This is a genomic window from Photobacterium sp. GB-210 (assembly GCF_003026075.1).
Taxonomy (GTDB): domain Bacteria; phylum Pseudomonadota; class Gammaproteobacteria; order Enterobacterales; family Vibrionaceae; genus Photobacterium.
In genome coordinates this window covers 684,983-699,270 of the sequence record NZ_PYNU01000002.1, presented here as the reverse complement: position 1 = coordinate 699,270, position 14,288 = coordinate 684,983, and the positions used below count along the sequence as shown (strand labels likewise).

At 39.2% G+C, this 14,288-nt stretch carries 15 protein-coding genes and 1 riboswitch; of the genes, 11 read left to right on the top strand and 4 right to left on the bottom strand.

Annotated elements, in window-relative coordinates; all coding sequences use genetic code 11:
• Positions 1-4 precede the first annotated feature (4 nt).
• Complete coding sequence (gene hypB, locus C9J38_RS06750; protein WP_005368248.1) at positions 5-736, bottom strand: hydrogenase nickel incorporation protein HypB; 732 nt, start codon at positions 734-736, stop codon at positions 5-7.
• A 319-nt stretch (positions 737-1,055) separates the two neighbouring features.
• Here hypB and C9J38_RS06745 point away from each other — a divergent pair, with 319 nt between their 5' ends.
• Positions 1,056-1,625 (top strand): hypothetical protein, encoded by a 570-nt coding sequence (locus C9J38_RS06745; RefSeq protein WP_107206408.1) that lies wholly within the window; start codon positions 1,056-1,058, stop codon positions 1,623-1,625.
• Positions 1,626-1,787: 162 nt separating this feature from the next.
• On the opposite strand, the gene C9J38_RS06740 is transcribed toward C9J38_RS06745, so the two are convergent.
• From C9J38_RS06740 to hutX, 3 genes are all read right to left on the bottom strand, one after another.
• Complete coding sequence (locus C9J38_RS06740; RefSeq protein WP_107206407.1) at positions 1,788-2,195, bottom strand: hypothetical protein; 408 nt, start codon at positions 2,193-2,195, stop codon at positions 1,788-1,790.
• Positions 2,196-2,399: 204 nt separating this feature from the next.
• Complete coding sequence (gene hutZ, locus C9J38_RS06735) at positions 2,400-2,957, bottom strand: heme utilization protein HutZ (RefSeq protein WP_045130810.1); 558 nt, start codon at positions 2,955-2,957, stop codon at positions 2,400-2,402.
• A 55-nt stretch (positions 2,958-3,012) separates the two neighbouring features.
• A complete protein-coding gene (hutX, locus tag C9J38_RS06730) occupies positions 3,013-3,528 on the bottom strand; it encodes a heme utilization cystosolic carrier protein HutX (RefSeq protein ID WP_107206406.1) in 516 nt (171 codons plus the stop codon).
• Between the two features lie 381 nt (positions 3,529-3,909).
• Between hutX and C9J38_RS06725 the strand changes: the two genes are divergently transcribed.
• The 10 genes from C9J38_RS06725 (at position 3,910) to C9J38_RS06680 (ending at position 14,274) form a co-directional block, all read left to right on the top strand.
• Positions 3,910-4,725 carry an energy transducer TonB gene (locus C9J38_RS06725; protein WP_107206405.1) on the top strand — a complete coding sequence of 272 codons (816 nt, stop codon included), beginning with the start codon at positions 3,910-3,912 and terminating at the stop codon, positions 4,723-4,725.
• Positions 4,726-4,728: 3 nt separating this feature from the next.
• Positions 4,729-5,430, top strand: coding sequence for a MotA/TolQ/ExbB proton channel family protein (locus tag C9J38_RS06720; RefSeq protein ID WP_005368267.1), 702 nt, complete (start codon positions 4,729-4,731; stop codon positions 5,428-5,430).
• Positions 5,427-5,852, top strand: coding sequence for a biopolymer transporter ExbD (locus C9J38_RS06715; protein WP_107206404.1), 426 nt, complete (start codon positions 5,427-5,429; stop codon positions 5,850-5,852). Before C9J38_RS06720 ends, C9J38_RS06715 begins: the two co-directional genes overlap by 4 nt.
• On the top strand, positions 5,845-6,714 hold the full coding sequence (locus C9J38_RS06710; protein WP_107206403.1) for a hemin ABC transporter substrate-binding protein: 870 nt from the start codon (positions 5,845-5,847) through the stop codon (positions 6,712-6,714). The genes C9J38_RS06715 and C9J38_RS06710 overlap by 8 nt, the downstream gene beginning before the upstream one ends.
• Positions 6,715-6,762: 48 nt before the next feature.
• Positions 6,763-7,800 (top strand): iron ABC transporter permease, encoded by a 1,038-nt coding sequence (locus C9J38_RS06705; RefSeq protein ID WP_107206402.1) that lies wholly within the window; start codon positions 6,763-6,765, stop codon positions 7,798-7,800.
• Positions 7,797-8,636 carry a heme ABC transporter ATP-binding protein gene (locus C9J38_RS06700; RefSeq protein WP_107206401.1) on the top strand — a complete coding sequence of 280 codons (840 nt, stop codon included), beginning with the start codon at positions 7,797-7,799 and terminating at the stop codon, positions 8,634-8,636. Before C9J38_RS06705 ends, C9J38_RS06700 begins: the two co-directional genes overlap by 4 nt.
• 405 nt (positions 8,637-9,041) lie before the next feature.
• The gene (gene purR, locus C9J38_RS06695; RefSeq protein ID WP_107206400.1) at positions 9,042-10,046 is read left to right on the top strand and encodes an HTH-type transcriptional repressor PurR; all 1,005 of its coding nucleotides are present in this window, start codon (positions 9,042-9,044) and stop codon (positions 10,044-10,046) included.
• Between the two features lie 198 nt (positions 10,047-10,244).
• Positions 10,245-10,335, top strand: a riboswitch (cyclic di-GMP riboswitch).
• A 134-nt stretch (positions 10,336-10,469) separates the two neighbouring features.
• Entirely contained in the window at positions 10,470-11,060 is a 591-nt protein-coding gene (locus C9J38_RS06690) for a TfoX/Sxy family DNA transformation protein (protein ID WP_105060044.1), read from the top strand.
• Positions 11,061-11,519: 459 nt separating this feature from the next.
• Positions 11,520-12,134, top strand: coding sequence for a carboxymuconolactone decarboxylase family protein (locus C9J38_RS06685; protein WP_107206399.1), 615 nt, complete (start codon positions 11,520-11,522; stop codon positions 12,132-12,134).
• Positions 12,127-14,274, top strand: a complete 2,148-nt coding sequence (locus C9J38_RS06680; protein ID WP_107206398.1) for an FAD-dependent oxidoreductase — start codon at positions 12,127-12,129, stop codon at positions 14,272-14,274. The genes C9J38_RS06685 and C9J38_RS06680 overlap by 8 nt, the downstream gene beginning before the upstream one ends.
• Positions 14,275-14,288 lie beyond the last annotated feature (14 nt).

Here is a 14,288-nt window from a genome sequence, read left to right as displayed (position 1 = left end):
ATAATTATCCTTCAATCAGATTGTTGTTAATCCATGATACAAGTGGTTGGAAGCTTTCAGGATCTTTGGTTGATAATGAAATAACTTCAACATTAGGATTAAGTTTTTGTAGTTGCGCTTTTGCTTCTTCAATACTGAAATCAAAATACGGCAATAAATCACACTTAGTAATAAGAACGACATCAGCGCGGCGGAACATCACTGGGTATTTTTCAATTTTATCATCGCCTTCTGGTACTGAGACCAATACGATATTTTTATGCGTGCCCACATCGTAACTCGCAGGGCAAACAAGATTACCGACGTTTTCAACGAAACAAATATCAAGATCATCTAATTCAATATGATGAAGCGCGGAATGCACCATGAACGCATCAAGATGGCAGGCCGAACCCGTTTGAATTTGGTAGGCATTAATCCCTTGCGCTTTTAATCGATCAGCATCGCGTGATGTTTCTAAGTCACCTTCAACAACGGCATATTTCAGCGGCGTATACTGATGTAGATGTTCTAATAAGGTCGTTTTACCGCTACCAGGGCTACTCATTAAATTAAATGCAGTCACATTCTTAGCATTAAAATGCGCACGATTGTGTGCCGCTTCTACATCATTTTTATCCAGTATTTTGTGAATTACCGATAAGGTTTTTTTATCATTAAGCTGAGGGTTTGCTTGTAATTGGTGATGATGGTGATGATCACCACCAGCGAGTGAACAACCGCAATCTTGACACATAGGAGCTCCAACCGACATCAGTTTACCGACTCAACGAGATAAAGAGGTAAACCTTAACAGACTAAAAGGTATAAAGTGGTCATTTAATATGCAATAACCAAAAATTTAGCCTCAATTATCTATGCTACAAAAGAATATTGCAATTGTATGACGATTTATTTGCGTAGAACTATGATTTACGATATTAGTAATAAAAGTTAATACGCAGGCAATGCGAACAATTGTCAGACTATATTCAGGCTTACTGACTATCATCTGACAATACAAATTGAAACGCATCGTATATTAGCGATATCAACATAATTAAAGAGAAAGTCATATGCATACTAAAGCATCAAGCTTAAAATCAAAGCTACTAAAAGCAGCTGTTCCTCTAGCACTTGCATGCGTATTTACCGCAGCTCCTGCTATGGCTAAAGAGGCTACCGTTGTTCCAGCTGCTGCTCCTCAGATTACAGCTCAACAGCAAAATATCGCTAACCGTATTGGTGTGATTCAACAAGAGCTTGCGGGTATCCGTCATCAGACTCTTCAATCTCACCCTGAATTGGTGAAAGAGCTAAAAGCTTACGAAACAGCTTTTAATAACAAAGTAAAAGAAAAAGGTTACAACCCAGAGAAGCTAATCAAACGCGCTCAAGAAATTCAACTTGAAGCACGTAAAGACGATTTATCTAATGCGAAGCGTACTGAGCTTATCAAAGAGTTTACTAACATTCGTATGGAATTAGCGAAACAGCAGCAATCTATCCTGTCTGATCCTGCAATTAGCAAGCAAGACAAACAAGTACAAAAAGATGTACTTACAGCTATGAAAAAGCAAGATCCTAAAGCAGAGAAACTGCTTACTGAACTAGATAGCTTAGTGAAACAATTCAAAAAAAGTTAATTCCTTTTATTAACTTTTAGAAAAAAGGATAGCACTATCGCTATCCTTTTTTATAAACAAAATTTGCTATCAGCACTACTCGGCGTCAATCACCTCAAAAAAAAGAGCAGCCATATTAGCTACTCTTTCTTCTTAACTTAATGTTTCATTAAATGGCTAAGCTTATAAACACATTGGCTTATTTTCGCTTAGCATTCTCATGCCTTTAATAATTTTAAATAGCCAATAAAGTACAGCAACGATAGCAATGGCAGCGCCAACAAATGGTAGAACATTTAACACACTATTCATTACATCGTGAAGCATTGAACCTTGCACCCAATAATCAGCACCGGCAACCATACCCGTTGTTGTTGCCGCTGTTACACCCAATACCACAAAAAATGTAAAGAATAAAAAGAAGCTACGGATAATGGAGTAATAGTGGCTATATGTAAGCTCGTCAGTACCTTTGTTTAATTGGTACCCTGCATAAATGATTGCCACAATACCAGAGGTAAGCAGTGTAAACGGAGTAAGAAAGCTTGCTATATACGCAAACCAAACGCCTTTTTTATTATCCTGTGTCATAACGTTAATCCATATCTGCAATAAAGGTAATGATTTAGCTCTAATTATCACAGGTATTTCAGCGACTTCAAGTTTCGCTGCAAATTAGAATGATCAGGATCAAAACAGGCTGTTTACACTTCGCTAAAGTCTGCTATAACACCCTAAACAAACAAATGCCTGTACATTTCAGCACAGGCATTTATAAGAGAATAGTTTGAAATACTATAGCTTTTCTTCGGCTGACTCGATCTCACTCCCGTCTTTAACACGACGGTGACCTTCTTGTAGATGAACAAAATCTACTAAATCATCGCCACTGACTTGGAATGCCTGGCCAAACCCTTTAACAAATAAACCTTGAGTCGGTGCTAAGCGGAACAATGAAAAATCTTCTAACCCACTTAAGCCTTCTACAATTTCACCAAAACGCGTTTGCAGTGCAGCAATTCCTTGATGCCAACGATCTGATTTTCGTTCAATCACACTCACATCAGCTTCAAACGTTAGACGCTTGCGGGCGTAAAGCACTTTAGATGCAGATTCGTCTTCAATCATCATTAAAGAGACTTGCGGGTTTTCAAGTAGATTTCTGGCATGTTTAGCAATTTGGCTAATTAATACGTAATAACCATCATCAAGCAAAGCGAACGGTGCATAGCTCACATTGGGTTTACCGTTCGCATCTACCGTTGCTAATTGTAGCGTTTGGCATGCTTCGCGGAATTCTTTAATCTCAGGACCAAGGCGATTTTGCAAACGTTCCTGTTTTACTTCACTCATGATATTTCTTCCTCAATTTGACTAGCTTTTCTTTGGCCTAGTTCTTCGACTAGATTTATTTAATTTGTTTTAACAACTTAAATTTCTCAATTTGCTCTGGGAACAAGTTACGATGTTTATCTCTACCTAAATAGACTTTAAATACACACTCGCCTGTTACGGCAAAAAAACCGATGAAGTAACTTTCCTTCCCCATAAAAGGTTTACTGACGAGCGCAACGTCCGAAACATGATCTAAACGTAAGTGACCATGTAACTCGCCCTCTTTACCCATTAGATTATAATATCCACGCGCTTCTTTGCCTTTTGGGAACGCCGCTTTTACTTCAAAGATAGAGCCCATTGAATGCACAATCGTAGTAACAGGTCCCCATTCAGGTAACGACTCTACGATTGTTTTCGCTAAGTGGCCGGGCAATAAACACACCATTTCATCAGGGTAAGACATGACAACCTCACCTTCTGTTACGGCTAATTGCTCTGCGATTGAAACAGCATGAAGTTTTGGGTTATCAGTTAATAAATCAGCGACTTTCAATTTCAATTCTTCACGAGTGTATTGCTCAAACACCTTGGTTTTCCTTCTCTTTAGATATTTTTCTATACAACCAGCTTCCATAGAAAAAAAACTATTTATTGCGTCCATAAATTCTATGCATTTTTACTTTAGCCTTTGTTACTTAAACGTTCTCAATTGAGCAAGTCTAAGTCTTACATCATCGGCTAACTGTGCTCATGATATTAACGATCAAATAATATTGCAAATGATAATTGATATTATTCGTATTTCATGGATAATGATGTTTATACTGGTTATAAACATTAGTGTTACATCTGAAAAACAACTCTAATCTATTGAATAAACGGAATTATATTAAGAAATACACCATGCAAAAAACCGCAATTAAACATTTAGTTCACATTCCTTCATCTGTTCAATAAGGCGTACATTGTGAATATAAAACGTTATCTCATTGCTGGCTGTGCCTCTATTCTCTTCCACAGTCTTATTGTGTCAGCAATGCCAGAGAAGAAGATCATTACAGTCCCTCTTGAAAAGTCGACGAGTGTGGCTGTCAACTTAGTATCACTACCTAATATAAAACCAGAAACCATCGTTGCACCTGCTACGGCTCAGCCTTCAGCAATCGTGACTCCTCAACCGGTTGTTAAAAACACACCTGCACCAAAAACAACAATGAAAAAGTTGGTCAAAAAATCACAACCTGAAAAGAAAAAGAAAACAGTTAAAGCTCCGGTTCAACCCACGAAGAAAGCCCCAAAAAAAATAGAAAAGAAGCCAGTAGTAACGAAAAATATTCAGAAAAAAGTTGAGAAAAAAACAGCGACTAAAAACGTAACAAATGCCCAACGAAAAACTGAGAAATTTGAACTTAAACCAACAAATTCTAGCCAGCCTGTGTCATCACAACTAGCATTAAATAAGACAACTAAAGCTAAAAAAACAACCGTTGGAGCACATTCACCTCAATTGGTCTCAAAACCCACGTTTGCCACGAAACCTTCCGCTGTGAAGTATCCACAATTAGCAAAACGTCGTGGTATTGAAGGCACAGTCTTAGTTGAAGTACTGATTGCAAAAGATGGTCATCAAGTTAAACAAAAACTGGTTAAATCATCTGGTGCCAATGTGCTTGATGATGCGGCACTTAAAGCGATTAAAAAGTGGCGCTTCTCACCCCATATTGTTGACGGCATTGCTATTGCACACCGTGTTCAAATTCCCGTTCGTTTCAAATTGGATTAAATCATGCCTTTTATTGATAACCTCAACCAGCAACTTGGCCTAATGGCGTGGCCTCTTATTATTTGTTCTGTGCTCACTGTTATGATTTTAACTGAGCGTCTTATTCAAGTTTTGTTATGTACCGGTGTAGGCAAAACAAAAGTTACAGCACTCCTTGCTCAACAAAACCGTCACGACGAACACGCACTAGATAATTTAACCGAGGAGCTAAAACAGCAACGCCCTTTGCTTTATAAAGGAATTGCGATGTTAATTGCGCATCGCCATTTCACTAAACCATTACGTGAAGATGCTGCCGCTATTTGGTTAATACAAAAACGCACTGAATTACGTTCAGGTTTACGCTTATTAAGTCTGATTGGTGTTATTAGTCCGTTACTTGGTTTACTCGGTACAGTGCTTGGCTTAATTGATATGTTTACCGGTATTTCCCATTCAACAGGCTCTGTGACTCCCAGCGATCTTGCTGACGGTCTTGGTCTTGCTATGCGAACAACAGCTGCTGGTTTGATCATCGCACTTCCTGCCATTACTGGTGCACAACTACTTGGGCTATGGGCTGATAATGTTACGGCTAAACTAGAACACAGTTTAAACCGTTGTAATCTTTGGCTTGAAGGAATGAATGTTGACGCTGAAAACGGGAAAACATCAGCCTGTGATACCTGCGAACAAAACCCTGCCGTTAATGGGACTGCATCATGATCAAAGCCAACAGTAGCGTTTTCCAAACTGAGGAAATGAATCCAGACCTGACTCCATTACTGGATATTATTTTTATTGTCATGGTGTTTTTACTGTTAACAGCCACAGTGAAAATTAAAGCCCTCGATGTCGATTTACCACAAACAGCAACCAAAACATTACAGACAACCCAAGCCGATCCTATTGCTATTAATTTAGTATCAGAAGCACCTTATTGGGCACTGCAAGGTAAAAAAATCAATCAATGGGATGACTTCAAAACAGCCTTGTTACAAGAAGTGAAAACTAACCCAACGAAACCTGTTGTGATTGGTGCAGATAAAGCAGCCTCTGTTGAACAAATGCTCAAATTACTCGCCTTCTTGCAAGAAAATAATATCAAAGCGACTCAGCTACTTATGGAAGAATCAAACAATGCATAAACTCTCTCTATTAAAAACCTCTTTATTGACGCTGGTGTTAGGACTTAGTAGCTACGCGCAAGCAAGTACGGACTCAGCAACTGAGAAAAATAAAATCATCAGTGCTGGTGCTTCAGTTACTCAAATCATTAACGCCTTAGATGCTAATGATCAAGTCGTCGCCGTTGATCTAACAAGTAAAGGATTAGTGGATAAATCAACCCCTAAAGTGGGTTATCACCGCCAGCTTTCAGCTGAGAACTTAATGTCTTTATCCCCGACTCACCTTGTTGGTTCTAATGAAATGGGGCCACAAAGTACACTTAACCTACTTGAGCAATCAGGTGTTGAAGTTGATATTGTTAACTCAGGGGAAACCGTCAAAGATTTGCTTACACGTATTGATCAGATTGCTAAACTCACTAATCATCAAGATCGTGCTGAAAAGCTAAAACAAAAGCTTAATGTTCAGCTAGATAAAATTAATACTGCAACAGCCAATATTAAGACTCCTAAAAAAGTCTTGTTCTTAATGATCCATGATGGTCGCCCAATTAACATTGCAGGAAGTAATACTACTGCAGATAGCATCATTACACTTGCTGGTGCTAAAAACCCTGCTGCAACATCAATCAGTAACTACAAGCCTATTTCTGGTGAAGCGCTGGTTACCATGCAACCAGATATTATTTTGTTGAGCACACGTACAGCTAGCAAGATCAAAAACATGCAAGATCTTATTGCCCAAATGCCATTAATTGCCGCAACACCGGCTGCAACAAATAATGCATTACTCACAATAAAAAGTACTGCGCTCATTGGTGGTTTAGGACTCGAGAGTGTTAATGAAGCTTTAAAGCTTAATCAGGCTATTTATCCTTAAATTACGCCTCTATCTTCCCTATTTATTCGTGCGTAAGGTTGTTGTTACATGTATGCAAAACGCTTCTCAGCCCATCATATTTATATAATAAGTATCGCCTTACTTATTTTTACAGGGCTTTCTTCTATTGTTATAGGTCCTATGGCGATCAGTTATAAACAAAGTTTGTTAGCACTATTACCCGGTGATCATGAACTTGCTAAACATGTCAGCCTAGTGATCCATCAAATTCGTTTACCACGTACACTTCTCTGTTTTGCTATCGGTGCAATTTTAGCTGTATGTGGCGCTGTACTACAGGGACTGTTTCGCAACCCGCTTGCAGATCCTGGGATCATCGGAATCACTGGCGGTGCAGGCTTAGGTGCTGCATTGGCCATTGTCTTATTTGCCCCTCTCACCGCATCATTCCCTCAGCTTTTAAACTTCGCTATTGTGCCTATTTTTGCCTTTATTGGCGGCGCAATCAGCACCGTTTTAGTTTATCGCTTAGGCACAGATAAAAACGGCACATCGGTGATGATCATGCTACTCGCTGGTGTCGCGATAACCGCAATTTCAGGCGCAGGGCTTGGGTTACTCAATTATGTTGCCGACGATCAAGCCTTACGTGATTTATCATTGTGGTCAATGGGTTCACTGGCTGGTGCAACATGGACAGGCATTATTCTCGCCTATTGCACATTCGGGTTACTCTTTACCTATTTTTATCGTCATACCAGTAATTTAAACGCGTTGTTATTAGGCGAAGCTGAAGCTCGACATATGGGGGTTAACACCCAAAAACTAAAACGTAATTTAATTATTACATGTGCTGCGGGAGTGGGTATGACTGTTGCCGTTTGTGGCCCGATTGGCTTTATTGGCTTGGTTATTCCTCATGTGGGGAGAATGCTAACTGGTCCAAATCATAGAACCTTATTGCCAATTTCGGCTTTACTTGGCGGATTAATCCTCTTGGTTGCCGATATGATTGCTCGAAGCGCATTCTCGCCTCAAGAACTGCCGGTTGGGATCATCACCGCCATGTTAGGCGCGCCTTTCTTTATCTATTTATTAGTTAATCAAAAGAGTCAGATGTCATGACGTTAAATCATTCAGCAAAGGTCGATTTTACAGCAAGTAGCGACAAAGTCTGTGTTATTCAGGCTCGCGACTTATCATTACAATTCGGTGATAAAGTCCTGCTAAATCATCTTGATATTGATATTCACGCAGGAGAAGTCACCGCATTACTTGGGCCAAACGGTGCAGGTAAAAGTACCCTGTTAAAAGTATTATGTGGTGAGATTACGCCAAAATCAGGCACGGTTTCTTTCTTTGATCAACCGCTTAATAATTGGGCTCGGGAAGAATTGGCATGTCACTTAGGTGTCCTTCCACAACATAGCGCATTATCGTTTGCCTTTACCGCGAAAGAAGTTGTCGAGCTAGGCGCAATTCCATTGCAGCTCACTTCGCCTGAACTGAAAGATGCAACAGCATCAAGCATGCAATATGTTGATATTAACAATTTAGCTAAACGTCTCTACCCCACCTTATCGGGGGGTGAAAAACAGCGTGTACACCTTGCCCGGGTTTTAACACAACTCAGTAAAGCCGGTGATAAATGTATCTTGATGTTAGATGAACCCACCTCAGCACTCGATCTCGCCCACCAGCACCACACCTTACAAATTGCCCAAAATATGGCTATACAAGGCGCCGCTGTAATTGTGGTATTGCACGATTTAAACCTTGCAGCCCAATACACTGATCGGATGATTTTCCTTAACGAAGGAGAAATAAAAGCCGACGGAACGCCAACACAAGTTCTTACTCCTGAAGTAATAGATACCTTATATGGTTGGCCTGTCAGTGTTCATACTCATCCAAGTGGTGATTTTCCTTATCTTTTATCAGCCAATCATTCTGTTTTTTAACGTTTTATCTATTAATGACTAGATATACACAATAAATTGAAGCTATTAGCATGACAAACATCGAGTTTTTACGGTTAATGATCAATTAATTCAATCAAGTTGAATAGAAAGATTGCACAACGCAAAACACACAGTAAAATGTGATCGCAAGCGATTACATGTGTAATTAGTGTAAAAATAGTTTCTATCTTCTAATGCCGCATTTTACTGCGGCTTTAGTTGTTTATGATCCATGATAATTGCAACACCCTATAATTCGGTATCAAATTGAATAATTAAGTAGCTAATAACTAAAGGATCTTCATCTCTGCGAGTGAACTCGTAAGCCATAGACTACGTAATTAATCAATTTGGTATCAAAAACCTTTGTCAGATCCTAATCTGACCATGATAAGAAGAATAAATATGGCAACCATTAAAGACGTTGCACGTATGGCAGGTGTATCAACTACTACAGTGTCGCACGTGATTAATAAAACACGCTTTGTTGCAGAAGCAACGCAACAAAAAGTTTTGGCTGCAGTAGATGAACTTAACTACGCCCCAAGTGCAGTAGCGCGAAGCTTAAAATGTAATACAACACGTACTATCGGCATGTTAGTCACTAAATCGACTAACCCATTTTTTGCCGAAGTTGTGCATGGTGTTGAAGAATATTGTTATGGTGCAGGCTACACACTGATCTTATGTAACACCGAAGGTAACTTAGAAAAACAACGTGATTACTTACGTATGCTTTCTGAAAAGCGTGTTGATGGCCTATTGGTTATGTGCAGCGATCTGGATCAAATGCTGCTCGATTTACTTGAGCGTAAAAATGATCTTCCTATGGTTATCATGGACTGGGGCCCAGAAAGCCCACATACTGATAATATTCTAGATAACGCTGAAAACGGCGGTTATATTGCGACTAAGCACCTTATTGAAAATGGTCATAAGAAAATTGGCTGTTTATCTGGGCAAGTTGATAAGTCTACTTGTCAAGAGCGCCTAAAGGGCTTCCGTAAAGCGATGAAAGAAGCAGATCTCACTGTTAATGCTAATTGGCTACTTGACGGTGACTTTGAGTGTGAGTCAGCCGTTGAAGCTGCTGATAAGTTTATCGCAATGGAAGATCGCCCTACTGCTATCTTCTGCTTTAACGACATTATGGCCATGGCTCTGATCAGTACCTTTGAACAGGCAGGTCTGCGTGTTCCTGATGATATCTCAATCATTGGCTACGATAACATTGACCTTGCGCCCTACTTTGCGCCACCGCTAACAACTATCCACCAGCCTAAACGTCGTTTAGGTAAAAAGGCCATCGAAATCTTGCTAGAGCGTGTGAAAGACAAGAATCATGAGCGTCAAACCTTTGAAATGACGCCTAAACTTGTTGAGAGAAAATCGGTTAAAGATCTCAACTAATAAAATTTATCTTTCTATGTTAAGGAAAAGCCGATAAGTTAACCTTGTTGGCTTTTTTTTTACTTATAAAAAACAATCATGAGTATTTATAATTATAAAGCTTATTAAAATAAGCTAAGAACAAATACCTGAACCAATATCACATTTTTGAGAGCTTAGATTTAATATTAAAAGTATTATTTAATATAACTTTATATAGTCACGAACTGGCAAATTAATTGAAAGATTAAGACGCAAAACCACCGGCCTAAAAATTATGTTAATAATTCAAGGTAGCGGGGTTACCGAAGGATTATTATTGAACCGACAATATTATGACACAAACTTAACAATATATTGACAGTATCAATGTGTAGATTAATTAATCTATTTCCTCGCTCTTAATGTTTAGGTGACACTCATATTTTTTCACCGAGTAGAAGCATGGATAAACCAATATTAAAAGATTCATTAAAATTATTTGACCATTTTGGTTCAATAAAATCACGGTCGATGTTTGGCGGTTTTGGCATTTTTTCTGGTGATACAATGTTTGCATTAGTTGTGAACGATAAACTTCACTTACGTGCAAATGCTGAAACTGAAAAGGAATTCAAACAAGCTGGCTTGGAACCCTATGTTTATAAAAAACGTGGCTTCCCTGTTGTAACCAAGCACTATGCAATACCCGATCAATGGTGGGATGAACCCACAAAGATTGTAGCTCAAGGTAGGTATTCACTGGATGCAGCAGAAAAAGACAAGCAAGAAAAGGAGAGTTGCGTACCTGACCGAATTAAAGATTTACCTAATCTACGATTATCAAATGAAAGAATGCTGAAAAAAGCAGGCATAAACACTATTGAACAACTTCTAGCAGTGGGCTCTCTTGGCGCATATAAAGCACTTCAAGAATCACAAACAAGTCCATTGAGTATTGAATTGCTTTGGGCATTGGAAGGCGCAATTAGCGGTCAACATTGGTCAGTTATTCCTGAGCAACGTCGAAATGAACTATTATCTGCCTTATCTTAAAAATATAAGTTGTCTTAAATATAAAATACTTAGGAATAAAAGAGCCCCCATTCTTTTATTTCTAAGTATACCTTTCAAAAATAATTTCCGTATTATCCTTATCTTCCTTTATAAAATTCAATATTTATTTGGTTTAATTGCATATTAACAAACTTTTGCCATTAAATTAATTCCCTCCATTTTGCACTCCTTGATTTATATAAATGATAATTATCTTTATTTATATTCCATGCCTAATTATTTGCTAATACGACCAATAACCCATCTTCTCACTAATAAATAACGTGGCGCTTTAAACTGTCTTATCTCCTGCTGATTTTTTCACCAACCAATTGAAGAAAAAGAAATATTTATCATTAAATGAAATACAATGTCTGATCTTAAGGTCTACATGTTTACAACTGCTACTGAGTAAGATCGTATAAAACCCTACTTTTAGGGTGTTTTTTAAGGAATCACATGCGCATTTCGATCAAAAAAATTGACTCTTTATGGGTAAAGCCTTTGCTATGGCTTCAAGCTCGCCACTATGGTCAAGTATTAAACCCTGCAAAGCTATGGGGACGTAAACCTGTCTTATTTTGGTTAGTCGCAGGTTTTTTTGGTTTTCTCGACCGTAAGAAGTCACCGATTCAAGATGTCATGCGATCTTTGGTCTGTGTGCGTGTTTCACAATTAAACGATTGTGCCTTTTGTGTTGATGCCAATGGTATGAAGCTCGCCGAACGTTGTGATTCAGAAGATAAAATTAAAGCACTCGCCAACTGGCAACACTCTACGCTGTTTACAGATCAAGAACGCGCTGTGTTGGCCTACACTGAAGCGATGACAATAACAGGCAAACGAGTGACAGATGAAATGCTTGTCGCGCTACAAGAATGGTATAGCAGTGATGATATTATTGAACTCACTGCTTTAGTTAGCTTTCAGAACTTGTCGGCGAAATTTAACACTGCGCTCGATGTGCCAGCACAAGGCTTTTGTTCTCTTCCTATTACGCCTAACGATATTGCTCAAGATAACGTGCAAGCATCAGATAAAAACATAACGAAAAAGGATCAGGCAAATGAATAAGAAAAAAACGCTATTGCTGCTGGTCATTGTCAGCCTTATTGCGTTATGGCTACATTTTGATCTAGGCCAATACCTTACCCTTGAGTTCATCAAGCAAGAGCAATTAGCCCTACAAGCAAAGATTGAAAGTCAACTTTTCACTGCTTACTTGTTTTTCTTTGTACTCTATATTGCCGTGACAGCCCTTTCCTTACCCGGCGCTGCAATTTTAACGTTGCTTGGAGCGGCATTATTTGGTTTTTGGCCTAGCCTTATTATTATTTCTTTTGCCAGCACAATAGGTGCAACATTGGCTTTTCTATCAAGCCGCTATATTTTGCAAGACTGGGTACAACAGCGGTTTGGACAACGCCTCGCGACCATTAATCAAGGGATTGAAAACGAAGGCGCATTTTATCTATTAACGCTGCGTTTAATCCCTGTAGTGCCGTTTTTTCTGATCAACTTACTAATGGGTTTAACCCCGATTAAAACTCGTACCTTCTTCTTTGTCAGTCAGCTTGGCATGCTGGCTGGAACTGCTATTTATGTGAATGCCGGTACTCAACTGAGTAACATTAATAGTTTGAGCGAAATCATCTCATTTCCTGTATTGATATCTCTTGTATTACTCGGGATCTTCCCACTGCTCGCAAAAACAATTATTAATTACATCAAAAGCCAAAAGGTTTATAGCGGTTGGCAAAAACCTACTGTGTTTGATCAAAACCTAGTGGTAATTGGTGCTGGTGCTGGCGGTTTAGTCAGCTCCTATATCGCGGCAGCCGTAAAAGCGGAAGTCACATTAATTGAGCGTCATAAAATGGGCGGCGATTGCTTAAACACAGGTTGTGTGCCATCTAAAGCCTTAATCCGTGTCGCTCATAGCGCTTATGAGCTGCAACAAGCAAAACAATTTGGTATTGAAGCTAAAATTGAAAAAATCGACTTTAAAGCCGTTATGACTCGTGTTCACAACGTTATCAAAGATATCGAACCGCATGATTCGGTTGAACGTTACAGCAAGCTTGGTGTGAATTGTGTCCAAGGTGACGCGACGATTTTGTCGCCTTGGGAAGTAGAAGTTAACGACAAAGTGATCACCACACGTAACATTATTATCGCAACAGGGGCTTCCCCACTATTGCCCAATATTTCAGGCTTAAACACAGTTAATCCATTAACGTCCGATAACTTATGGCAACTAGATACTTTACCTAAAAAGTTATTGATTTTGGGTGGTGGTCCTATTGGTTGTGAATTGGCTCAAGCGTTTAATCGTCTTGGCGCATCTGTCACCTTAGTTGAAATGGCAGATCAGTTACTTAACCGTGAAGATAAAGATGCGGCCGATTTCATCTATCACACACTAACACATGAAGGTATTAGAGTACTTCTAAAACACAAAGCCGTTAGTTTTGTAGAGAAAGGATCTGCGCAATATCACCACGTTAAGCTTGATGATCTTACGACAGAGCAAACGGTCGACGTTGAATTTGATCAGGTTATTGTGGCGCTAGGTCGTGTTGCTAATACCAAAGGTTTTGGTTTAGAGCAGCTAAAATTAGCAACAAATCCACAAGGGACTATCAAAGTTAACCACTACCTACAAACACAATATCCTAATATATACGCTGTGGGTGATGTGGCAGGCCCTTTCCAATTAACTCATGCTGCAGCGCATCAAGCATGGTATGCCTCAGTAAATAGTTTGTTTGGTACATTCAAAAAGTTTAAAGCTGATTACTCGGTATTGCCTGCCGTTACCTATACTGCGCCAGAGTTAGCTCGAGTTGGTCTCAATGAAAAAGAAGCTATTTCACAAAATATCGATTATCGAACATATACTTACCCTATATCCGATTTAGATCGTGCGATTGCCGACAATGCTGCCGAAGGTTTCGTTAAAGTCCTAACCCCACCCAATAGCGATAAGATTTTAGGGGTCACAATTGTCGGCCATCATGGCGGTGAACTACTGGCAGAATTTACCTTAGCAATGCGCTACAAACTGGGACTGAATAAGATTTTATCGACGATTCACCCTTACCCCACCATGAGTGAAGCCACTAAATATACGGCTGGTGTATGGAAACAGGCCAATGCCCCACAAAAGTTATTGGCAATGGTTAAACGTTATCATCAATGGATGCGTAAATAGGTCATTCGATACAA